Here is a 22,064-nt window from a genome sequence, read left to right on the forward strand (position 1 = left end):
TGTCCCCAGTTGAGAGAGGAGTGGTGGGCACGCTTGCGCTTTGCCCACCCTACGAGACCGGGGCTGCGCGTACCAAGCCGCCGCTAATAATTAATCCTTAGCCCCACGCCGCCGTGGATGGTGTTCCCCACCGGCTGCGGACCCAGCGTGCCATTGGCGAAGAGGTCCACGATCCAGCCCTTCTGCACGCGGAAGCCGAGGCGGCCGCCATATTCGAACCAGCCCTGGTTGCCCATGGTCGGCACCACCATGCCGTCGCCGGTCACGGTGGCGACGATGCCGCTATGGCTGGCGAACGACTGCACCCAGCCGCCGTTGATGTTGGCCTCGATGTTGCTGCCGTAGAGATGCGTCCACTGGCCGCCGATCTTGACCAGGCTGGTGCGGTCGGTGCCGGTCGCGATCGTGGCGTCGAACGGATTGAACGCCACGGCGCTGTCCGAATAGCCGGACACGCGCTGCCAGAGCTGCCAGACCTCGATCGAGGCGGCGACCTCGTCGCGCGGCGAGACGCGGCTCATCCAGCCGGCGCGGCCGTAGACGGCGTAGTTGGAGGCGTTGGTGGAGCTCGTGACGCTCACCGGGCCGAGGCTGGTGTTGTAGCTGCGGGTGTAGCGCGCCTTCTCCCACGGCGTCAGGATCGTGCCGATGTCGAAGAACGGGCGCGACGAGCCCCAATCGGTGAAATCATAGCGCAGCGCGAAGGCGCCGATCGGTGCGCTGGTGATGTTGTAGCCACCCTCGCTGTATTGCGTGTAGGCGATGCCGGCGAGCAGCGACAGATTGTTGGCCAGCTCCTTGCGGCCGTGGATGCCGGCCGAGAACGAGCCGGCCGAGCCGAACGCGCTGATGCAGTCGCTGCAATTGACCTGCTCGTTGACGCCGAGCAGCACCGTGCCGAGCACCCGGTTGGTGATCATCTGGTTGAAGCGCTGGTTGGCGAGACCACCGATCGAGTTGCCGCTGGAGTCAGCGCCGGTCGGCGTCGGGCTCGGCGCGGGATACGGACTCGGCGACGGATACGGGCTCGGTGACGGATACGGGCTCGGGGACGGCGCTGGCGAGGGCGAATATGTCGGTGACGGGGTGGGCGTCGGTTCGCCGCACTCGGACTCGCAGGCCGCCTGCGCAGCCGCTGGACGGGCATCGAACGCGACGAGCGCAAACGCAGCCACTGCGGTCAGCACGCCGGCGAGAATGAAGCGCCTCAGGTGGAGTTCCGCCATCGTCACCGTCCGCACAGCATGCCGTCGTCATGGACGGCGGGCGTGATGGTCGGCGAGGCGTTGGCATATTGGTTGACCGAGCATAGCCCGGCATTCGCGGTGCAGGTCGCGGCAAAGGTCCAGGGCGGCGTGTTGGTCTTGGTGATGCTGACCTTGCCGCCCGTCGAGGTGATGACCGCGGTATCGCCGGGCTGGGTGAGCTGCACGCACTGGAAGCTCGTCGTGCAGACGCTGGCCGCGCCGTCCTGAAGCACGACGACGGACCGGCCGCGCTGGGACAGGATGTCGAGCGTGGTGCCGCGCACGCCGATGGTCGCGAGCGGCGTCGTGATCTTGTAGGCGGTCTTCTCGGAATGTCCGGTGACGAAGCGGAATGCGCCTGTCGTCATGCGGATCGCGACGTCGCGATAGCTGTGCTCGTCGTTGAAGACGGTGCGGTCGAGCTTCAGCGTGGCGCTGGGACCGAGCGACAGATTGGTGCTGTCGGCCATGACGAAGCGCGCCGCGCTGTCGGCGCCGGTGCGCACGGTCTCGTCGCGCAGCATGCTGTCTCCGACGCTGATCGGCGTCGTGGTCGCGGCGACGCGCACCACCTCGTTCTGGATCACGACGGCTTCGCCGACGCGCGTCTGCGCCTGCGCGCAAGGCGCCGCGCACACTACGGCCGACAACAGAGAGAGGAAAAGCCAGAAACGCAAATTCATTTCGCAACCGATCGATGTGTCCCTGATCGTACCGGATCGCGCGCGCTTGCGATGTGGCGAAATTATCACAAGCGGCGCGGGACATGCGCTATGCTTAGTGACAGTTGCGGCAGAATGCGTTCAATGAAAAGCGTCATCCATAGTTTTCTCCGCGGTGAAGCAGATTTGCCACGCAAAACATCCCCACAAAAGCCGCTTGAATTGCCTGCGGTTCCGAAGATGTCGCGGAGCGCAGTGATTGCTGTCGCAATTTTCCTGATGGCGCATCTGGCGCTGCTGATCGGTCTTACCCCGCCGGAGAAGTTCGTTTTCGACGAGGTGCATTACGTCCCGGCGGCGCGGCAGATGCTTGCGCCGGTGATGTCGCAGCCGATGCTCAATCCGATGCATCCGCCGCTGGCCAAGGAGCTGATCGCCGCGTCGATTGCGACGTTCGGCGATAACGCGCTCGGCTGGCGCTATCCGGCGACCTTGTTCGGCGCGCTTGCGATCGTCGCGATCTATCTGTGCGGCCTCGCGCTGTTTGCCGCGCAAGGGCCCGCGATCGCCGCGGCGCTGATCGCGGCCTTCAACCAGATGCTCTACGTGCAGGCGCGCATCGCGATGCTCGACATCTTCGCGCTCGGCTTCGGACTGCTCGCGACCGCCGCCTTCATGCATGGCTTTCGCAGGGAACGGCCGCATGCGCTGTTCGCGCTCGCGGGCAGCCTGTTCGGCTGTGCTGCGGCCTGCAAATGGAGCGGCCTGTTTCCGCTCGGCATCTGCATCGTCATCGTCGCGGTGATCCGCCTGATGCAGGGCTGGCGCACGCTGTTCGCCGACGCAAGGCCGGACGATTGGTATCGGCCCGACCTCTGGCCCGACTTCAGGGCGCCGCATGTCGCGCTCTGCTTCGCGGTGCTGCCGGCGATGACATATCTTGCCGCTTTCATTCCGCTCTATGGATTGTCGCTGCCCGATCTGATCGAGGGGCAGCGCCGGATCTTTGCCGACAACACCACCACTGCGATCGCCGGACACACCTACATGAGCTCGTGGCCATCCTGGCCGCTGCTCGCCCGCCCGGTGTGGTTCCTGTTCGACAAGACGGCGGAGGACAGCGTGTCGGCTATCGTCTTCCTCGGCAACCCGCTGGTGCTGTGGCCGGCGCTGGCCGCGCTCGCGATCGTGCTGCGCGACGTCGTCGTCGCGCGCCGCTGGGACGCGTTCCTGATCGCGGCGTTCTATTTCGGCCCGTGGCTCGCCTGGGCGCTGCTGCCGCGCACGCTGGGTTTCATCTACTATTATCTGCCGGCCGCGACCGCGGCGTCGCTTGCGCTGATCTATGTGCTGCGCCGGAACGGCCTGCCGCGCTGGCTGCTGTGGGCCTATGTCGGCCTCGCCGCGATCGGATTTGCGATCATGCTGCCGATCTCCGCAGCCTTCATCGGAACGTCGATGCAGGGCTTCAACCGGCTGATGCTGTTCCAGAGCTGGATCTAGTGCCCGCTCGCGTGCATAGGCCCGGTAGAATTCTCTTGCCTGAATCAATCAGCGCGTGTGGACTGGCCGCGATCTTCGGAATCGGAGAGGCGGCAGGTGGGAACGGCGGAGCGCATCGCCAGACCGGATCAATCCAACGCCGACTGGCTGCGCGCCGTCGTCGATACCGCGGTCGACGGCGTGATCCTGATCGACGCCCGCGGAACCATCCTGATGTTCAATCCGGCCTGCGAAGGCCTGTTCGGCTATCCCGCGGACGAGGTGATAGGCCGGAACGTCAAGGTCTTGATGCCGCCGTCCTACCGCGACGCTCATGACGGATACCTGCACAATTATCACACGACCGGCGACCGCAAGATCATCGGTATCGGCCGCGAGGTGGTGGGTCAGCGCAAGGACGGCTCGACCTTCCTGATGCATCTCTCGGTCGGTGAGACCAAGCGGGCCGGGGAAGAGTCGATCTTCGTCGGCATCATTCACGACCTCACTGGGCGCGAGCGGGTCGAGCGGGAGCTGCGCGAGAGCGCGGCACGGCTGCGCGCGGTCGTCGATACCGCCGTCGATGGCGTAATCCTGATCGATTCCGACGGCATCATCCTGAAGTTCAATCCGGCCTGCGAGAGCCTCTTCAAATATCACGCCGACGAGGTCCTCGGAGAGAACGTTCGGATGTTGATGCCGGAGCCCTACCGCTCCGGGCATGATGGTTATATTCGCAATTTCGTCGCCACCGGCGAGAAGAAGATCATCGGCATCGGCCGCGAGGTGGTGGGCCGGCGCAAGGACGGCTCGACCTTCCCGATGGATCTTTCGGTCGGCGAGGCCAAGCAGGACGGCTCGTCCATCTTCGTCGGCATGATCCATGACCTGACTGACCGCAAGCGTACCGAGGCCCAGCTGATGCAGGCGCAGAAGATGGAGGCGGTCGGGCAGCTCTCCGGCGGCATCGCTCACGATTTCAACAATCTCCTCACGGTGATCGTCGGCAACGCCGAACATCTGGCCGAGCAGTTGGTGGCGCGCGGGGATTTGAAGCGGCTTGCCGACGACATCTGTAGCGCCGGCGAGCGCGGCGCGGAGCTGACGCAGCGCCTGCTCGCCTTCAGCCGCAAGCAGCTGCTGCGGCCAGTGGAGACCGAATGCAGCAAGCTCGTCGAGTCCATGCACAAGCTGCTGCGACGGACCCTTCGCGAGGATATCGAGATCTCCACGAATTTCGATCCCGCGCTGCGGCAGGCCTTCGCCGATCCGGTGCAGCTCGAATCGGCGATCCTCAACCTCGCGCTCAACGCTCAGGACGCGATGGTATCAGGCGGGCGCCTGACCATCTCGACGGCGAACGCATCGCTCGATGTGGGCGATCACAACACGCATCCCGACGTCGGGCCGGGCGAGTATATCGTGATCGCCGTGACCGACACCGGTTCCGGCATGCCGAGGCGGGTGCTGGAGCGGGCGTTCGAGCCCTTCTTCACCACCAAGGAGGTCGGCAAGGGCAGTGGGCTCGGGCTCAGCATGGTCTACGGCTTCGTCAAGCAATCCAACGGCCATGTCACGATCTACAGCGAGCCGGGCCTGGGGACGACCGTGCGGATCTATCTTCCGGCCGTGCTGGCGAAGACGCAGAGCGCGCCGCTGGCGGTCGAGAAGGAGGTGGTGCAGAGCGGCTCCGAAACCGTGCTGGTGGTCGAGGACGATCCGTTCGTCCGCTCCTATGCGGTGATGAGCCTGGAGAGCCTGGGCTACAGGGTGATCTCCGCGGTCGACGGCAAGGAGGCGCTCCAGACGCTCGCCGCAGCGCCGCACATCGACCTGCTGTTCACCGATGTCGTGATGCCCGGAGGCGTGAACGGCTGGGAGCTTGCAGGGCTCGCGCGCAAGGCAAGGCCCGAGATGCGCGTGCTGCTGACGTCGGGTTACGCCCTCGAAACACTGGCGGCGAACGGTCACGTCCAGCAGGGCGCCCCGATCCTTGAAAAGCCTTACCGCAAGGCGGAGCTTGCGCGCTTGGTGCGGGAGGCACTCGCCGCAGCGGTGCCGGTCTGAGCCGGGGTCCGCCTGCCGCGCGGGCGGCGGGCGGTGGGTCGGCACTACAGCGCGATGAGATTGAAATGAATCGTCATCGCGCTGTAGTTCATTGTCTGAGCATGGTCTTTTCGGAAAGCCGCTGCGCACTTTGCGCTAGCGCGGCCCTCCGGGTCCGGATGATGCTCTAGATCATTTCGACGCGGTCTTGGTGTCCATGTTGACGACCTGAACGCGGCGGTTGATCGGGTCGGCGCCGTTGGCGGTATCCTTCAGCTTGGTCTTGCCGTAGCCGACGGTGACGAGATCGGTGCCGTTGAGGCCGTAGTTCTGCACCAGGTACTTCTTGATGGTGTCGGCCCGACGTTCGGAGAGCCCTTGGTTGTACTCTTCGCCGCCGATCGCGTCGGTGTGTCCGGCGACCACGAAGGTCGAGCCCTTCAGCGCCGGGTCGGAGAGCGCCTTGCCGAGCGCCTGCACTGACGGCACCGACGTCTTGGCGATGTCGGCCGAGTTGTAGTCGAACTGGATCTCCAGATCGATCTTCGGCTTGGTCGCAGCCAACTCGGCGATCTGCTCGCGTTCGCCGGTCGAGAGCGACCGGGTCGAGCGGTTGCGCACGGTGTTCAGGAACGTCGCTTCCTTGGCCTGCACCGCCGGATCGGCCTGCGGACCGGCGGACAGACCGCGGGTCACCGGCTTCGGCTTCAACGCATCCAGGATCTTGTCGGAAGAGATGTTGTTGTCGCCGGCCAGTGCCAAGCCCGCCGTCATTGACAGCGCGGCCGTGAGCGTAATCGCCTTCAGTGCAAAAAACTTATCAAAACGGGTCATTGTGGTATCCTCGCTGTTACGCCTGATGACGATTTGATGTTGCGAGCATAGGGCAGGTTCAAAGCCCCCGATGTGATCCTGGTCACGGTGGCTGCAGGAGCCTGCGGGCTCATCCTAGCGCACTTTGCGCCGTTTCGGAGTGCGCGACCGGGCTGCTTTGCTTCCGGAGGGAAGGTCAGGCTCGGCAGGCCAGCAATTATCGTCGCGTCTTCTTTGAGGCCGGTTCGATCCTTCACGACCCAAACGTGATCTAAATCACATTTCTCTTCCGTGGAAGAGATCACACTGGGGGCGTCGGTGGTTCTTGATCTCTGGAGAAAGACCATGCGTTTCCTGATCGCGGCAGTGTCCTTCGCAGCCTTCGTCTTCAGCGGTAACGCGGCGTTCGCCGACAAGCGCGTTGCCTTCGTGGTCGGCAACGCCGCCTACAAGAATGTCCCACAGCTTCCAAACCCCGCGATCGACGCCAGGTCGATGGCACGGGTGCTGCGCAATGTCGGCTTCGACGTGGTCGAGGGTAGTAACCTCAGCCGCGACGCCATGACGGCGAAGCTGCTCGAGTTCGGCAAGAAGAGCGAAGGCGCCGATGTGGCGCTTTTCTTTTATGCCGGCCACGGCATCGCTGTGAACGGCACCAATTACCTGCTGCCTGTCGACGCCGACCTCAAATCCGAGATGGACGTCAAGCTGGGCGCTGCCATCAACGTCGATCTGACGCTGGAGCAGACCATGGCGGATGCCAAGGTGAAGCTTGTGTTCCTCGATGCCTGCCGCGACAATCCCTTCGCCGCAAAGATCCGCTCGGCCAGGGCGACGCGGTCGGTCAATGTCGCGAGCGGCCTTGCCGAGATGAAGTCGGGCGAGGGCACGCTGATCGCGTTCGCAACCGGCCCCGGCCAGACCGCGCTCGACGGCGAAGCCGGCACCAACAGCCCGTTCACCCGCGCGCTTCTCGCCAATATCGCCCAGCCCGGCATCGAGATCCAGCAAGCGATGACCAGGGTCCGGGCCCAGGTCAACGACGAGACCAACAAGGCGCAGCTGCCTTGGGGCCACACCAATCTCACCGGCACGGTCTATCTCAATCCGGCGGCCATGGCAGCGCCCGATGCCGCAGCGTCGGCATCCGTCGTCGCGCAGGCCGGCGAGGTCGAGCTCGAGTTCTGGCGCTCGATCAAGGACACCAACAAGGTCGAGGAGCTCAACGCCTACCTCACCAACTATCCGAACGGCACCTTCAAGCCGCTGGCGCTCGCCCGCATTGCCGCGCTCCAGGACGGCCCCTCGACGACGACGCGCAACCTCACTGCCGGCGTCGATCCCGCGACCTTCACGGATACGGCCGACCAGGTCTCCGAAGACCAGATCGGTCTCGACAAGAACCAGCGCCGCGACGTGCAGCGCCGCCTCACCGGCCTCGGCTTCGACGTCAGGGCGACCGGCAAGTTCGACGAGGAGACCCGCACCGTGATCAAGCGCTGGCAGGCGGCGCGCGGCTATCCCACGACCGGCTATCTCAACAAGCTTCAGCACAAGGCGATGCAGTCCGAGATCGTCTCTGCCCGCGTTACCGCCTCCGACGAGTCCGAGGACGAACTCGCCCGTCGCCGCGCGTCCGGTGGTGGCGGCCGCCGTGCTCACGGCGGTGGCGGTGGCATGGGCGGGCCGGGCGGCTTGTTCGGCCACATGATAGGCGGCCTGTTCCGGCGGTAGTTCGGCGAACGGCGATGCGTGAAGGCAGCTCGATCCCGGGCCGCTTCCGCTTTGGAAACCCTTGCACACCGATGGCCGCAAAGCCGTCTCCGCAGGGCCCGCTCGCGAACAAGAAATCGGCCAGATGCAAGCCTAGCAGAGTTCTTCGCCATCAACCGCAGACGAAGGGGAGCCGAGTTCCATCCAGTGCCGAGGCCGAGTGATTATCAGTCCTATCGCAGCGGCCCGCCGGATCGGTCTGTGTCCCTGAGCTCCATGCCCATCTATATCGGCGCGGCGATGATCGCGGTGGCGATCCTGCTGTCGACCCTGATCACGGGCCTGACCTCCCGCTATGTCGGCCTCGACGGGCCGAACGACGAGAACATGTGGCTGGTCGATCGTCTCACCGGCAGCGTCTATCGCTGCCAGGCGGAGGGGCGCGGCAAGGCCTCGTGCGAGCCCGATATCGCCACCGGTAGCCTCAGCGATCGGCCCAGAGCGCCGAAAGACGGCCGTTGAGGCCCTTCGTCTTCGCAGCGCAGCAAGAAAATTGTCTTCTCCGCGAAACGTCCGCGCGAGAGAATACGTAATTGCGAAGGCCGGCATGACGCCGGTTTCGTTTTACGGAGGAGACTTTTCTATGAAGATGTTGCTCACGACCGCAGCTTTTGTCGCGTTCACTCTTTCGTTGTCCCCCGCCTCCGCCGCCATGATGGCGTGCACCGGCGAGAACATGATGAAATCGACGGCCATGATGATGGGCACCGCCGACACGCCGGCCAAGATGGTGGCCAACAAGGAAATGGCCATGGCCAACACCGACATGAGCAACGGCAAGATGAAGAGCGGCTGCATGCATTACATGAAGTCGCAGAAGGCCATGATGGCGAAGTAGGCCTCGTTCATGCCGAACGGCCGCGCTGTCAGCAGATGGCAGCGCGGCATTTTCTTTTGTTGCTCCTGGTCCGCTGCTTTCTCCCGGTGCGAATCCCGCTACATTGCTTCCTGCAATGTCACGCGCGCCCAAACCGATCCCACTCACCACGACACAGGCCCGGCAGATCTGGCTGCACGCCCAGCGGCTGGATGAGCGCACCCCGTTCGGCGAGGGTGCGCAGGCCGTTGCGGATGCGACCGCTCATCTCGGCTACGTGCAGATCGACACCATCAACGTCATCGAGCGCTGCCACCACCACATCCTGTTCAGCCGCATTCCGTCCTACCGCCGCGCCGATCTGCGCCAGGCCCAGAGCGTCGACAGGAGCGTGTTCGAATACTGGACCCATGCGCTGTCCTACATCCCCTCGAACGATTTCCGCTTCTTCCTGCCGGCGATGCGCGAGCACCGGCGCGAAGGGCACAAATGGTTCGCCTCGGTGAAGCCGGCCGACACGCGCAAGGTGATGCGGCTGGTGCGTGCCGGGCCGCTGACGATCCGCGACATCGAGGACGACGTGCTCACCGAGAAGGAGCATCTGTGGCAGAGCCGCAAGCCCTCGAAGCGCGCGTTGCAGCTTGCCTTCTACACCGGCGCCGTGACCATCAGCGAGCGCCAGGGCATGCTCAAGACCTACGAGCTGATGACGCGCCATTTCGGCTGGGACAAGCTGCCGAAGCCGGCATCGGCAAAGGACATCACGGCCTATCTGCTCGATCGTGCGCTGCGGTCGCAGGGCGTGGTGAGTCTCGATTCGGTCTGTCATCTCGACGCGCCGAGCAAGAAGGCGGTCGCGCGCCTGATTGCCGCGTGCGTCCGTCGCGGCGAGCTCGTCCCTGTCGCGATCGACGGCGCCGGCAAGCAGGAGCATTGGGCGGCGCCCGCGGTGCTGGAGGCCGGCGGTGAGGGGCCATCGCCCGATCTCGTCCACATCCTCTCGCCGTTCGATCCCCTGATCATCCAGCGCAAACGCACCAGTCTCATTTTCGGCTACAACCATCTGTTCGAGGCCTATGTGCCGAAGGCCAAGCGCAAGCTCGGCTATTTCGCGCTTCCGGTGCTGGTCGGCGACGAGATCGTCGCCGCGCTCGATCTCAAGACCGACCGGCAGGCGAAGAAGCTCCTGATGCAGAAATGGACCTGGGTCGGGGAGGGGAGGAAGACCGCGGGGCGCAAGGAGCTCAAGCGTGTGATCGAGGAAGAGCTCGATCGCTTCGAGCGGTTTCAGCTGGCGGATTGAGCGAGGCTGCGCCTCTCAACGAGCCGATCGATCCAGACGCCGAACGCAATCCCAGCTGCGTAGGCGACCAGATTCCACAGCGAGAAGATGCGCCCGAGCAGCAGTGCGCCGGCCGTGGTGAGCCGGAACGCATCGAGCCACGGCGTGTGCACCAGCCGGGAAAATTCGACGACCACCGCGATCGCCGCCGCGATGGCTGCAAGCTGCATCCGCGACAGCCTTGGCAGCAAAACCCCGACCAGCACGAACACCATCGTGGCCCACAACAGCGAGCCGCCATACTTCACGACGAAGGCGGGAAGGCCGAGCGGGAAGCCGTACCAGCGCAGGGACAGTCCGCAGGCGATCACGACCAGCGCCAGCCCGGCCCGGACCAGGGATGTCCGAAGCGGCGCTATGGGTTTGACCGGCTGCGCCCCATGCATTGCTTGCTCCATTGACTCTTTCGCGGCGATGCTCAAAACCCCGGATCAGCCCATAAAAGCAACAACCCCGGGGGGAAGCCATGAGCCAGACCACGACCTATGCCGGTTCCGCCGGCACAGCCAAGACGGAAATCGAGACCTCGACCATCCGCGCCATCTCCTGGCGCCTGATCCCGTTCCTGGTGCTGGCCTACTTCTTCTCCTATCTCGACCGCGTCAATCTCGGCTTCGCCGCGCTGACCATGAACGCGGAGCTGAAATTCACGCCGCTGATCTTCTCCTGGGGCGCCGGCATCTTCTTCATCGGCTATTTCATCTTCGAGGTGCCGAGCAATCTGGCGCTGGAGAAGTTCGGGGCCAGCCGCTGGATCGCCCGCATCATGGTGACCTGGGGCATCATCTCGGCGCTGATGGCGATGGTCAGCGGCGTGACGAGCTTCTACGTCCTGCGCTTCCTGCTCGGCGTCGCCGAAGCCGGGTTCTTCCCCGGCATCATCCTCTATCTCACCTATTGGTATCCGGCCGAGTATCGTGCCCGCTTCCTCGCGGCCTTCGCCATCGCCGTCCCGGTCTCGACCGTGATCGGTGCGCCGGTCTCGGGCCTCTTGCTCGGGCTCGACGGCGTGATGGGGCTGAAGGGCTGGCAGTGGCTCTTCATCATCGAAGGCATCCCCTCGGTGCTGCTCGGCATCGTCACCTGGTTCTACCTCACCGACAGGCCGGAGAAGGCGGATTGGCTCTCGGCCGAGCAGAAGGCCTGGCTCAAGGCGAAGCTCGATTCCGAAATTGCCGCCAAGCAGGCGGTGAAGCATCTGTCGCTCGGCGAAGCGCTGTCCTCGCCGAAGGTGATCGCGCTCAGCCTGATCTATTTCGGCTTCGTCGGCGCGCTCTATGGCATGCAGTTCTGGCTGCCGCAGATCGTGAAAGCGTTCGGTCTCACCAATGCCCAGACCGGCTTCGTCACCGCGATCCCGTATCTGTTCGGCACCATCGCGATGATCCTGTGGGCGCGGCATTCCGATGCGACGCGCGAGCGCGTGATGCATGTCGGCGCGCCGCTGCTGCTCACCGCGGTCGCGCTCGGCGTCTCCTCCTACCTCACCGACCCCACCCTGACGATGGTGGTGCTGACGGTGGCCGCGATCGGCGTGTTCTGCTGCTTCGGCGTGTTCTGGACGCTACCGACCGCCTGGCTGTCCGGCACGGCCGCGGCCGGCGGCATCGCCCTGATCAACTCGATCGGCAACCTCGCCGGCTTCGGCGGGCCGTATTTGATCGGCTGGGTCAAGGAAGCCACCGGCCAGACCTCGACCGGACTGCTGGTGCTCGCGGTGCTGCCCCTGCTCGCCGGCATCCTGGTGTTTGTCGGCGGCCACGACAGCAAGCACGAGTTCGCCGGGCAGGGGCGGTAAAGCACCACTCACGACTGCGTAGCCTGGATGGAGCAAAGCGAAATCCGGGACCACGCGCACGATGCTCCAAAAGGCCCCGGATTGCGCTGCGCCCATCCGGGCTGCGAGCTGTCTCCTCCAACGTGGCCCTGGCGAAAGCCAGGGCCCATACTCCGCGGCTCCTCTTGGGGCACGCGGGGAGACGGCCTCTTCCAGCAACCGAGTTCAGGGGTAATGGGCCCTGGCTTTCGCCAGGGCGACAGGGATCACTACCCCTTAACGATCACGCTTTCCTGATGACTGACGATTATTGACTTTTATCAGTGATTAGTCGACATTCCTCTCATTGCAGTCGCAGGAGTGTCCTCCGATGTTCGTCAGGTCGGTTTTATCCAGCTATTCCAAGCTCTTGGCGGGTGTGTCGCTGGCCCTGATGGCCGCGGCGCTGGCCGGGTGCAATGACACCGTCGCCGAGAAGGCCGAGCCTCCGCGGCCGGTCCTGGTCGCGACTGCGCATTATGATGCAGAGACCCCGGAGCGCAGCTTCGTCGGCACCGTCAGGCCCCGGATCGAGAGTGACCTCGGCTTCCGCGTCGCCGGCAAGGTCGCCAAGCGCCTCGTGGAGGTCGGCCAGACCGTCGAGATCGGCCAGCCGCTCGCCACCCTCGACGAGGTCGACCTGAAGCTCCAGGCCGAGCAGTCCGTGGCCGAGCAGACCGCTGCGACCGGCGTGCTGGCCCAGGCCGCCGCCGCCGAGCAGCGCGCCAAGGATCTGAAGGCCAAGGGCTGGACCACGGACGCGCAGATGGATTCGAGCCGCGCCGCCGCCGATGAGGCCCGCGCACGGTTGAACCGGGCCGAGCGCTCGGTCGAGCTGACCAAGAATTCCCTTTCCTACGCGACGCTCAACGCCGACGCCCGTGGCGTCGTCACCGCAACGCTGATCGAGCCCGGCCAGGTGGTTGCCGCAGGCCAGGCTTCGATCCGTGTCGCCCGCTTTGCCGAGAAGGAAGCGGTCGTCGCGATCCCTGAGACGCTGGTCGGACGTGCCAAGTCGGGCGCCGCCAGCGTCACTCTTTGGTCGGAGCCGGGCAAGAAATATACGGCCAAGCTGCGCGAGATCGCGCCCACCGCGGACACCGCCACGCGCACCTATCTCGCAAAGTTCTCGCTGCCCGAGGCCGACGACAAGGTTTCGCTCGGCATGACCGCGACGCTGACGCTGTCGGACGCCGCCACCGAGCGCGTCGCGCGGCTGCCGCTGTCGGCGCTGTTCAACGAAGGCGGCAAGCCCTCCTTCTACGTCGTCGACGACAACGGCGCGGTGACGCTGAAGCCGGTGGTGGTGAAGTCCTACGAGAGCAACGACGTCATCATCACCAGCGGTGTCGAAGAGGGCGCCAGGATCGTCGCTCTCGGCGTGCAGAAGCTCGATCCGGGCCAGAGGGTGCGGGTCGTCTCGTCACTGTCTTTCTAGGGGCGCCCCGAAGGGCGAACTCTATGGTGCGCAATTGCGCACCTGAGAATCTCGAGATTCCGGGTCTGGTCCTTCGGACCATCCCGGAATGACAAGAGAAGTCGAGTTTCGTCGTGTGAGGTGAGTTTCGGCCCAAGCGCAAATGCTGGGGCTGAAGCGGCGAAGCGATCCAGAACCTGCCCAGCCCCCTGGATTGCTTCGCTGCCTCGCGACGACGGGTTGAACTGAGTGGCTGTCGTTTTTTGCAACTGGATCGTCTTTTCGGAGAGAGCGATGAAGCGCTTCAACCTTTCGGCCTGGGCCGTCAGCCATCCGACGCTGGTCCTGTTCCTGATGCTCGTGCTCGGTGTCGCCGGCTTCTTCTCCTATCAGAAGCTCGGCCGCGCCGAGGATCCGTTCTTCACGGTGAAGGTGGTCAACGTCTCCGTGATCTGGCCGGGCGCGACCGCGCAGGAGATGCAGACCCAGGTCGCCGATCCCATCGAGAAGAAGATCCAGGAGCTGCCCTATTTCGAGAAGGTGCAGACCTATTCCAAGCCGGCCTTCACCGCGCTCCAGGTCACCTTCCGCGACTCGACGCCGCCGAAGGACGTGCCGTACCTCTTCTATCTGCTGCGCAAGAAGCTTGTTGACGTGCAGGGCCAGCTGCCCGCCGGCATCCTCGGACCCGTCGTCAACGACGAGTTCTCCGACGTCGATTCGATCCTCTACATGATGACCGGCGACGGTGCCGACTATGCCCAGCTCAAGAAGGTGTCCGAAGGCTTCCGTCAGCGCCTCCTGAAGGTGCCGGGCGTGACCAAGGTCGACGTCTACGGCAATCAGGACGAGCGCATCTTCGTCGAGTTCAGCCACGCCAAGCTCGCCACCCTCGGCATCACGCCGCAGGCGCTGTTCGACTCGCTTGCCAAGCAGAACAACGTGACCCCGGCCGGCACGGTTGAGACCTCCTCGCAGCGCGTGCCGCTGCGCGTCACCGGCGCGCTCGACGGCGCCAAGGCCGTGGCCGAGACCCCGGTCGAGAGCAACGGCCGCGTCTTCCGCCTGGGGGATATCGCCACCGTCACGCACGGCTATGTCGATCCGCCGAGCTTCGTCGTGCGCCAGGAAGGCAAGGCCGCGATCGGCATCGGCGTCGTCACCGCCAAGGGCGCCAACATCCTCGATCTCGGCAAGGAGGTCGAGAAGGCCACGGCCGAGTTCATGAAGGCGGTGCCGCAGGGCATCGATGTCAAGCTCATCGCAGACCAGCCCAAGGTGGTCGAGCACGCCGTCGGCGAGTTCGTGCACTCCTTCATGGAAGCGCTCGTCATCGTGTTGTTCGTCTCGTTCCTGGCGCTCGGCTGGCGTACCGGCATCGTGGTCGCGCTGTCCGTGCCGCTGGTGCTCGGCATCGTCTTCATCGTCATGAACACGATGTCGCTCGACCTGCACCGCATCACACTGGGCGCTCTGATCATCGCGCTCGGCCTGCTCGTCGACGACGCCATCATCGCGGTCGAGATGATGGTGGTGAAGATGGAGCAGGGCTGGGACCGTATGCGGGCGGCATCCTTTGCCTGGGAATCCACTGCGTTTCCGATGCTCACGGGAACGCTGGTCACGGCCGCTGGCTTCCTCCCCATCGGCTTTGCCAATTCCGCGGTCGGCGAATATGCCGGCAGCATCTTCTGGATCGTGGCGATCTCGCTGGTCGCCTCCTGGTTCGTCGCGGTGATCTTCACGCCCTATATCGGCGTCAAGCTGCTGCCCAACATTAAGGTGCACCACAACCACGATCCGCACGCGGTCTATGAGACCCGCATGTATCGCGGCCTGCGCGCCGTCGTGCAGTGGTGCGTCAATCACCGCATCACGGTGGTGGTCGCGACCGTCGGCGTCTTCGTCGCCTCGATCGTCGGCTTCGGCCATGTCCAGCAGCAGTTCTTCCCGCTGTCGGAGCGGCCCGAGCTGTTCCTCCAGCTGCGCCTGCCGGAAGGCACGGCCTTCAACGTCACCGAGAAGGCGGTGAAGAAGGCCGAGACGCTGCTCAAGGACGACCAGGACATCGAGACCTATACCGCCTATGTCGGCCAGGGCTCGCCCCGATTCTGGCTCGGCCTCAACCCGCAGCTGCCGAACGAGGCCTTCGCCGAGATCGTCATCGTCGCCAAGGGCGTCGAGGCGCGCGAGCGCATCAAGGCCAAGATCGAAAATGCGGCTGCCGAAGGTTTTCTGTCCGAGGCGCGCGTCCGCGTCGACCGCTTCAACTTCGGTCCGCCGGTCGGCTTCCCCGTGCAGTTCCGCGTGATCGGTCCCGATGCCAACAAGGTGCGCGAGATCGCCTACCAGGTCCGCGACGTCATGCGCGAGAACAAGAGCGTCAAGGATGTCCAGCTCGACTGGAACGAGCAGTCGCCCTACCTCAAGCTCGTCGTCGACCAGGACCGCGCCCGCGCCATGGGCCTGACCCCGCAGGACGTGTCGCAGGCGCTCGCAATGCTGATCTCGGGCTCGCAGGTCACGACCGTGCGCGACGGCATCGAGAAGGTCGGCGTGGTCGCCCGTGCGGTCCCGTCCGAGCGCCTCGACCTCGGCGGCGTCGGCGACCTCACCATCACCTCGCGCAATGGCGTTGCCGTGCCGCTCCAGCAGATTGCCAAGATCGAGTACTCCCACGAGGAGCCGATCATGTGGCGGCGCAACCGCGACATGGCGATCACCGTGCGCTCCGATGTCGTCGACGGCGTGCAGGCGCCCGACGTCACCAACCAGATCACGCCGAAGCTGAAGGCGATCAAGGATCATCTCGAGCCGGCCTACCGCATCGAGCCGGGCGGCGCGTTCGAGGAATCCGCCAAGGGCAACGCCTCGATCTTCATCCTCTTCCCGGTGATGGTCATGGTGATGTTGACGCTCTTGATGATCCAGCTTCAGAGCTTCTCGCGCCTGATCCTGGTGTTCCTGACCGCGCCGCTCGGCATCGTCGGCGCGTCCCTCGGCCTCAACGTCGCCAACGCCCCGTTCGGCTTCGTGGCGCTGCTCGGCCTGATCGCGCTCGCCGGCATGATCATGCGCAACGCGGTCATCCTGGTCGACCAGATCGAGACCGACGTTTCTCATGGCTTGACGCGCCGGGAGGCGATCGTGGAGGCGACCGTCCGCCGGGCCCGTCCGGTGGTGCTGACGGCGCTGGCCGCCATCCTCGCCATGATCCCGCTGTCGCGCTCGGCGTTCTGGGGCCCGATGGCGATCACCATCATGGGTGGCCTGTTCGTGGCGACCTTCCTCACACTCCTGTACCTGCCGGGCCTCTACGCCCTGTGGTTCAGGAAGAGCCTGGACGAGGCCGGCACCCCCGAGCAGCCTGCCGCGCCGCAGCATGGGAGCGATGACCCGCACGCAATTCCGCTTGCTGAAGCGGCTGAATAAGTGAGAAGAAGTGCTGATTGACGAGTCCTGACAGATGACACTGATTGCGGAACATATCGAAGGCGACACCCGGGATCGTATCCTCGAGGTGGCCGAGCGGCTGTTCCGCCAGATCGGCTACCAGAAGACCACGGTCGGGGACATCGCCAAGGAGCTCAGGATGAGCCCCGCCAATGTCTATCGCTTCTTCGAATCGAAGAAGGCGATTCACCAGGCGGTGGCCCGTTCGCTGATGGGCGAGGTTGAGATCGAAGCGCAGCGGATCGTGGCGAGGCCCGGTCCGGTGCTCCCGCGCTTCCGCGAGCTGCTCACCACCATCCATCGCATGAACACCGAGCGCTATGTCGGCGACAACAAGCTGCATGAGATGGTCGAGATCGCGATGCAGGAGGACTGGGACGTCTGCGTCGCCCATATGGAGTGCATTGCCGGGGTGATCGGCCAGATGATCGCGCAAGGCGCGGCCTCCGGCGAGTTCGAGGCCCCGGACCTGCAATTGGCCGCGCTCTGCGCCTCCACGGCGATGATGCGCTTCTTCCACCCCCAGATGATCGCCCAGTGCGCCACCAAGCCGGGCCCGACCATCGACCAGATGATCGATTTCGTCATCGCGGGTCTGTCGCCGCGTCACTGATCAATGTTTTGAGTTGACCGTCATTCCGGGGCGATGCGAAGCATCAAACCCGGAATCTCGAGATTCCGGGCTCGGTCCTGCGGACCGCCCCGGAATGACGGAAAACGGAGAAGCAAGCGCGTGACCGACAAAGACCTCTACTTCTACGAACCCTCCAAGGGCCACGGCCTCAAGCACGATCCGTTCAACGCCATCATTGCGCCGCGGCCGATCGGCTGGATCTCCTCCCGCGACACCAGGGGCCACGTCAACCTCGCGCCCTACAGCTTCTTCAACGCGTTCGCTTACGTGCCGCCGATCATCGGCTTCTCCTCCACCAACTGGAAGGACACGGTCGAAAACATCAAGCAGACCGGCGAGTTCGTCTGGAATCTCGCCACCATGGATCTTGCCAGGCACATGAACGCGACTGCCGCGCATGTCGCCCCCGAGGTCGACGAGTTCGAGGTCGCCGGCCTCACCGCCGTGCCCGGCAAGCTCGTCAACGTGCCGCGCGTGGCTGAGAGCCCGGTCGCCTTCGAGTGCAAGGTGTCCGACATCGTCCGCCTCAAGGGCGCCGACGGCAGGGAGGCCGATGCCTGGCTGACGCTGGGCGAGGTCGTCGCCGTCCATATCGACAAGGCCATGATCAAGGACGGCGTCTACCAGACCGCCGCCGCCCGCCCAATCGTCCGCGCCGGCCGCCGTGGCGACTATTTCGAGATCAAGCCGGAAAACATGTTCGAGATGGTCCGGCCGGATTAGGTCCGGCCACCGCTCTCTCCACACGTCATTCCGGGGCGACGCGTAGCGTCGAGCCCGGAATCCATACTCCCGATCGTGGTTATGGATTCCGGGTTCACGCTACGCGTGCCCCGGAATGACGGTGGCAAAAGCGGCTCTCCATCCCTCCCGGAACTGCCCCCACGCCTGGCCGTTATGGCCCCTGGGGCGGCCGCCCGGCCGCGTCAATTTCGCAGGGGAAGTGTTCACCTCCGCCAGCCACTTTCCGCTAAAATGTCGGTCACCCGCGCTGATCCATGAGGTCCGCCATGAGCTTCCGCCGCGACACCATCACAAAACCGATCTGCTCCTGGGCGCGCGGCGTGCTGCCGGCGATGTCCGAAACCGAGCGCGAGGCGCTGGAGGCCGGCGACGTCTGGTGGGACGCCGATCTGTTCACCGGCAATCCTGATTGGGCGAAGCTGCTGAAGGTCCCGCAGGCGACCCTGACCGACGAGGAGCAGGCCTTCCTCAACGGCCCGGTCGATGAGCTCTGCGCCATGCTCGACGAGTGGAAGATCTTTTGGGAATGGCGCGATTTGCCGCCGGACGTCTGGCATTTCGTCAAGCGCGAAAAGTTCTTCGGCATGATCATTCCGAAGGAGTTCGGCGGCCTCGGCTTCTCGCCCTATGCCCATTCGGAAGTCGTGCGCAAGATCTCGACCCGCTCGATCGCTGCCGCCGTCACGGTGATGGTGCCGAACTCGCTCGGCCCCGGCGAGCTCCTGATGCGCTTCGGCACCAAGGAGCAGCAGGCGCGCTGGCTGCCGCGGCTGGCCAACGGCCGCGACATTCCCTGCTTCGGCCTCACCAGCCCCGAAGCCGGCTCCGACGCCGCCTCGATGGTGGACAGCGGCGTCATCTGCAAGGGCACCTTCGAAGGCCGCGAGGTCGTGGGCCTCAGGCTCAACTGGCACAAGCGCTACATCACGCTCGGCCCCGTCGCGACGCTGCTCGGACTCGCCTTCAAGGCCTATGACCCCGACCACCTCGTGGGCCAGCAGGAAGAGCTCGGCATTACCGTGGCGCTGATCCCGAGCAATCTGCCCGGCGTCGAGATCGGCCACCGCCACCTGCCGTCGATGCAGGTCTTCCAGAACGGCCCGAACCGGGGCCGCGACGTCTTCATTCCGCTCGATTACGTCATCGGCGGCAAGGAGCGCCTCGGGCAGGGCTGGAAGATGCTGATGACGGCGCTTGCCGCCGGCCGCGGCATCTCGCTGCCGTCGCTGTCGGCCGCGGGCGCTGCGTATGCCGCGCGCACCACCGGCGCCTACGCCCGCATCCGCGAGCAGTTCGGCATCTCCATCTCCAAGTTCGAAGGTGTCGAGGAGCCGCTCGCGCGTATCGTCGCCACCGCCTATCAGCTCGACGCGGCACGGCGGCTGACCTGCGCGGCGCTCAATGCCGGCGTCCATCCCGCCGTCATCTCCGGCATCATGAAGCTGCACGCGACCGAGCGGATGCGCACCGCCGTCGACGACGCCATGGATATCCACGGCGGCAAGGCCGTGATCGACGGTCCGCAAAACTATCTCGGCAATCTCCACCGCGCCGTTCCGGTCGGCATCACGGTCGAGGGCGCCAATATCCTCACCCGCAATCTCATCGTGTTCGGGCAGGGCGCGATCCGCGCCCATCCCTATCTGCTCGACGAGATGAACGCGCTCGCCGACACCGACCGAGAACGCGGTTTGACGGCATTCGACACCGCGTTCTGGAAGCATGTCGGCCACAGCTTTCAGACACTCTTTCGTGCCTTCGGCCGGAGCTGGACCTTCGGCGCGTTCGCGCCGGCGCCGGATGCGGGCGACGCCACGCCATTCTATCGCCAGCTCTCGCGCTATTCGGCGGCGTTTGCGCTCTGCGCCGACATGGCGCTGCTCACGCTCGGTGGTGCGCTCAAGCGCAAGGAGATGCTGTCGGCGCGCTTCGGCGACATTCTGTCCGAGCTGTATCTGCTCTCGGCCGCGCTGAAACGCTGGCAGGACGAGGGCCGGCAGACGGACGACTTTGCCGCGCTGGAATGGTGCATGGCGACCGGCTTCAAGACGATCGAGAACCGGTTCGCCGAAATTCTCGCCAATCTGCCGAACCGCTTCGTCGCCGGATTCCTCAAGCTCGTGGTTCAGCCTTTTGGCGCCCGTGTGCTCGGCCCGTCCGACCGGGTCGTGCATCAATGCGCGAGCCTCGTGCTGGAGCCGTCGGCGGCACGTGACCGCCTGACGGCCGACCTCGCTCATGTCGACGATGACGGCGGCTTTGCCCGGCTGGAGCGCGCCTTCAAGCTGGTCGTGGGCACCGATGCGATCGCCAAGCGCATGCGCGCCGCGCACATCAGCGACTGGAAGGAGGCGGTCGCCAAGGGTGTGATTACGCAGGCCGAGGGCGAGCAGCTCGCCGCAACCCGCGAGGCAGTCACGAAGGTGATCGAGGTCGACGATTTTGCGCCGGAGGCGCTGTCGCCGATTTACAAGAAAACCGGAGATGTGCATCAGTTCTTCCAGGAACTCGGTGAACAGAGGGCGGCGAGCTGATGGCACGACCGGTATTCATCGTCGACGGCAGCCGGACGCCGTTCCTGAAGGCGCGCTCGGGGCCGGGGCCGTTCACGCCGGTCGATCTCGCCGTGCAATGCGGCCGGCCGCTCCTGGCGCGCCAGCCGTTTTCGCCCACAAGCTTCGACCAGGTCATCCTCGGCTGCGTCAACGTGATCGCGGACGAGATGAACCCGGCTCGCGTCGCGGCGCTTCGGCTCGGCATGGGCGAGGACATGGTCGCCTTCACGGTGCAGATCAATTGCGGCTCCGGCATGCAGTCGATCGACACCGCCTACCGCTACATCCGCGAGGGCCACGCCGACATGATCCTGGCCGGCGGCACCGAGGCGCTGAGCCACGCGCCGCTGGTGTGGCCGAATTCCGGCGTGCGCTGGTTTGCCGGTCTTGCCACAGCGAAGGGCGTGGCCGCGAAGCTCGCCGCCGCCTTCAAATTGCGGCCGCGCTATCTCAAGCCGATCATCGGCCTCGAGCGCGGCCTGACCGACCCCATCACAGACTTGAACATGGGCCAGACCGCCGAGGTCGTCGGCCATCTCTTCGGCATTACGCGCGCACAGTCCGACGCCTACGCAGCCGAGAGCCATCGCCGGCTCGCGCACGCGCAGGGCGCGGGTTTTCTGAAGGGCGAGGTCGAGACCGCCTTTTCCCGCGACGGCAAGTTCTTCGACCATGACGACGGCGTGCGTCCGGACTCCACGGCCGAGACGCTCGCAAAGCTGAGGCCGGTGTTCGAGCGCCCCTGGGGCCAGGTCACCGCCGGCAATTCCTCGCAAATCACCGATGGCGCCTCCTGGGTGATCCTCGCATCCGACGCGGCAGTCGCAAAGCACAAGCTGACGCCGAAGGCCGTCATCGTCGACAGCAACTGGGCCGCGCTCGATCCCAGCATCATGGGGCTTGGTCCCGTGATGTCGGCGACGCCGCTGCTTGCGCGCAACAACCTCACCATCAAGGACGTCGAGACCTGGGAGCTGAACGAAGCTTTCGCAACTCAGGTGCTCGGCTGCCTCGCCGCCTGGAACGACGACAAGTTCTGCCGCGAGATTTTGGGGCTCGACGGCGCGGCCGGTGAGATCGACCGTGACAAGCTCAATGTCGACGGCGGCGCGATCTCGCTCGGCCATCCCGTCGGCACCTCCGGCAACCGCATCGTGCTGCATCTGGTCAACGCGATGAAGCGGCTCGGCACCCGGCGCGGCGTTGCCACCGAATGCATCGGCGGCGGGCTCGGCGGCGCCATGCTGATCGAGGCGGTGTGAC

General features: G+C 65.1%; 17 protein-coding genes. 13 read left to right on the forward strand and 4 right to left on the reverse strand.

The genetic code is table 11. From position 1 onward, the window contains the following. Positions 1-83: 83 nt before the first annotated feature. A complete protein-coding gene (locus tag WN73_RS40945) occupies positions 84-1,226 on the reverse strand; it encodes a hypothetical protein (protein ID WP_271557992.1) in 1,143 nt (380 codons plus the stop codon). A gap of 2 nt (positions 1,227-1,228) precedes the next feature. Continuing rightward, positions 1,229-1,930, reverse strand: coding sequence for a FecR family protein (locus WN73_RS40950; RefSeq protein WP_028175076.1), 702 nt, complete (start codon positions 1,928-1,930; stop codon positions 1,229-1,231). Positions 1,931-1,981: 51 nt separating this feature from the next. On the opposite strand from WN73_RS40950, the gene WN73_RS40955 reads away from it, so the two are divergent. Then, positions 1,982-3,412, forward strand: coding sequence for a phospholipid carrier-dependent glycosyltransferase (locus tag WN73_RS40955; RefSeq protein WP_271557995.1), 1,431 nt, complete (start codon positions 1,982-1,984; stop codon positions 3,410-3,412). Positions 3,413-3,508: 96 nt separating this feature from the next. Further along, positions 3,509-5,458, forward strand: coding sequence for a hybrid sensor histidine kinase/response regulator (locus tag WN73_RS40960; RefSeq protein WP_271557997.1), 1,950 nt, complete (start codon positions 3,509-3,511; stop codon positions 5,456-5,458). Between the two features lie 171 nt (positions 5,459-5,629). Here WN73_RS40960 and WN73_RS40965 read toward each other — a convergent pair whose 3' ends face one another. After that, positions 5,630-6,271, reverse strand: a complete 642-nt coding sequence (locus WN73_RS40965; protein ID WP_011085204.1) for an OmpA family protein — start codon at positions 6,269-6,271, stop codon at positions 5,630-5,632. A 324-nt stretch (positions 6,272-6,595) separates the two neighbouring features. On the opposite strand from WN73_RS40965, the gene WN73_RS40970 reads away from it, so the two are divergent. The 4 genes from WN73_RS40970 (at position 6,596) to WN73_RS40985 (ending at position 10,143) form a co-directional block, all read left to right on the forward strand. After that, positions 6,596-7,984 carry a caspase family protein gene (locus tag WN73_RS40970; protein ID WP_271558000.1) on the forward strand — a complete coding sequence of 463 codons (1,389 nt, stop codon included), beginning with the start codon at positions 6,596-6,598 and terminating at the stop codon, positions 7,982-7,984. A 255-nt stretch (positions 7,985-8,239) separates the two neighbouring features. Then, positions 8,240-8,485 carry a hypothetical protein gene (locus WN73_RS40975; RefSeq protein ID WP_060912949.1) on the forward strand — a complete coding sequence of 82 codons (246 nt, stop codon included), beginning with the start codon at positions 8,240-8,242 and terminating at the stop codon, positions 8,483-8,485. Between the two features lie 121 nt (positions 8,486-8,606). Beyond that, a complete protein-coding gene (locus WN73_RS40980) occupies positions 8,607-8,861 on the forward strand; it encodes a hypothetical protein (RefSeq protein ID WP_060910808.1) in 255 nt (84 codons plus the stop codon). Positions 8,862-8,976: 115 nt separating this feature from the next. Further along, complete coding sequence (locus WN73_RS40985; RefSeq protein WP_271558003.1) at positions 8,977-10,143, forward strand: winged helix-turn-helix domain-containing protein; 1,167 nt, start codon at positions 8,977-8,979, stop codon at positions 10,141-10,143. Here the strand turns inward: WN73_RS40985 and WN73_RS40990 are convergent. After that, positions 10,128-10,568 (reverse strand): ribosomal maturation YjgA family protein, encoded by a 441-nt coding sequence (locus WN73_RS40990; RefSeq protein WP_060912950.1) that lies wholly within the window; start codon positions 10,566-10,568, stop codon positions 10,128-10,130. The two genes, WN73_RS40985 and WN73_RS40990, sit on opposite strands and share 16 nt — an antisense overlap. An 80-nt stretch (positions 10,569-10,648) precedes the next feature. On the opposite strand from WN73_RS40990, the gene WN73_RS40995 reads away from it, so the two are divergent. From WN73_RS40995 to WN73_RS41025, 7 genes are all read left to right on the forward strand, one after another. Next, complete coding sequence (locus tag WN73_RS40995) at positions 10,649-11,980, forward strand: MFS transporter (protein WP_060910809.1); 1,332 nt, start codon at positions 10,649-10,651, stop codon at positions 11,978-11,980. Between the two features lie 349 nt (positions 11,981-12,329). Continuing rightward, the gene (locus WN73_RS41000; protein ID WP_011085209.1) at positions 12,330-13,436 is read left to right on the forward strand and encodes an efflux RND transporter periplasmic adaptor subunit; all 1,107 of its coding nucleotides are present in this window, start codon (positions 12,330-12,332) and stop codon (positions 13,434-13,436) included. A 273-nt stretch (positions 13,437-13,709) separates the two neighbouring features. Further along, positions 13,710-16,847: an efflux RND transporter permease subunit gene (locus tag WN73_RS41005; protein ID WP_011085210.1), complete on the forward strand. Its 3,138-nt coding sequence runs from the start codon at positions 13,710-13,712 to the stop codon at positions 16,845-16,847. 34 nt (positions 16,848-16,881) lie between these two features. Further along, a complete protein-coding gene (locus WN73_RS41010) occupies positions 16,882-17,481 on the forward strand; it encodes a TetR/AcrR family transcriptional regulator (protein ID WP_028175068.1) in 600 nt (199 codons plus the stop codon). Positions 17,482-17,601: 120 nt separating this feature from the next. Further along, the gene (locus tag WN73_RS41015; protein ID WP_028175067.1) at positions 17,602-18,225 is read left to right on the forward strand and encodes a flavin reductase family protein; all 624 of its coding nucleotides are present in this window, start codon (positions 17,602-17,604) and stop codon (positions 18,223-18,225) included. Positions 18,226-18,512: 287 nt separating this feature from the next. After that, positions 18,513-20,780, forward strand: a complete 2,268-nt coding sequence (locus tag WN73_RS41020) for an acyl-CoA dehydrogenase (RefSeq protein WP_271558004.1) — start codon at positions 18,513-18,515, stop codon at positions 20,778-20,780. Then, positions 20,780-22,063 (forward strand): acetyl-CoA C-acetyltransferase, encoded by a 1,284-nt coding sequence (locus WN73_RS41025; RefSeq protein ID WP_011085214.1) that lies wholly within the window; start codon positions 20,780-20,782, stop codon positions 22,061-22,063. Before WN73_RS41020 ends, WN73_RS41025 begins: the two co-directional genes overlap by 1 nt. Position 22,064 lies beyond the last annotated feature (1 nt).

It is taken from the genome of Bradyrhizobium sp. CCBAU 45394 (assembly GCF_028128655.1).
Taxonomy (GTDB): Bacteria; Pseudomonadota; Alphaproteobacteria; order Rhizobiales; family Xanthobacteraceae; genus Bradyrhizobium; species Bradyrhizobium diazoefficiens.

What these genes read in the sequence shown, in the direction of transcription:
- WN73_RS41005 (WP_011085210.1), top strand. Translation starts at nt 13,710, where the DNA reads ATGAAGCGCTTCAACCTTTCGGCCTGGGCCGTCAGCCATCCGACGCTG.
- WN73_RS40950 (WP_028175076.1), bottom strand. Translation starts at nt 1,930, where the DNA reads ATGAATTTGCGTTTCTGGCTTTTCCTCTCTCTGTTGTCGGCCGTAGTG.
- WN73_RS40955 (WP_271557995.1), top strand. Translation starts at nt 1,982, where the DNA reads ATGTGGCGAAATTATCACAAGCGGCGCGGGACATGCGCTATGCTTAGT.
- WN73_RS41020 (WP_271558004.1), top strand. Translation starts at nt 18,513, where the DNA reads ATGAGCTTCCGCCGCGACACCATCACAAAACCGATCTGCTCCTGGGCG.
- WN73_RS40990 (WP_060912950.1), bottom strand. Translation starts at nt 10,568, where the DNA reads ATGCATGGGGCGCAGCCGGTCAAACCCATAGCGCCGCTTCGGACATCC.
- WN73_RS40995 (WP_060910809.1), top strand. Translation starts at nt 10,649, where the DNA reads ATGAGCCAGACCACGACCTATGCCGGTTCCGCCGGCACAGCCAAGACG.
- WN73_RS41010 (WP_028175068.1), top strand. Translation starts at nt 16,882, where the DNA reads ATGACACTGATTGCGGAACATATCGAAGGCGACACCCGGGATCGTATC.
- WN73_RS40975 (WP_060912949.1), top strand. Translation starts at nt 8,240, where the DNA reads ATGCCCATCTATATCGGCGCGGCGATGATCGCGGTGGCGATCCTGCTG.
- WN73_RS40945 (WP_271557992.1), bottom strand. Translation starts at nt 1,226, where the DNA reads ATGGCGGAACTCCACCTGAGGCGCTTCATTCTCGCCGGCGTGCTGACC.
- WN73_RS40970 (WP_271558000.1), top strand. Translation starts at nt 6,596, where the DNA reads ATGCGTTTCCTGATCGCGGCAGTGTCCTTCGCAGCCTTCGTCTTCAGC.
- WN73_RS41000 (WP_011085209.1), top strand. Translation starts at nt 12,330, where the DNA reads ATGTTCGTCAGGTCGGTTTTATCCAGCTATTCCAAGCTCTTGGCGGGT.
- WN73_RS41025 (WP_011085214.1), top strand. Translation starts at nt 20,780, where the DNA reads ATGGCACGACCGGTATTCATCGTCGACGGCAGCCGGACGCCGTTCCTG.
- WN73_RS40980 (WP_060910808.1), top strand. Translation starts at nt 8,607, where the DNA reads ATGAAGATGTTGCTCACGACCGCAGCTTTTGTCGCGTTCACTCTTTCG.
- WN73_RS40965 (WP_011085204.1), bottom strand. Translation starts at nt 6,271, where the DNA reads ATGACCCGTTTTGATAAGTTTTTTGCACTGAAGGCGATTACGCTCACG.
- WN73_RS40985 (WP_271558003.1), top strand. Translation starts at nt 8,977, where the DNA reads ATGTCACGCGCGCCCAAACCGATCCCACTCACCACGACACAGGCCCGG.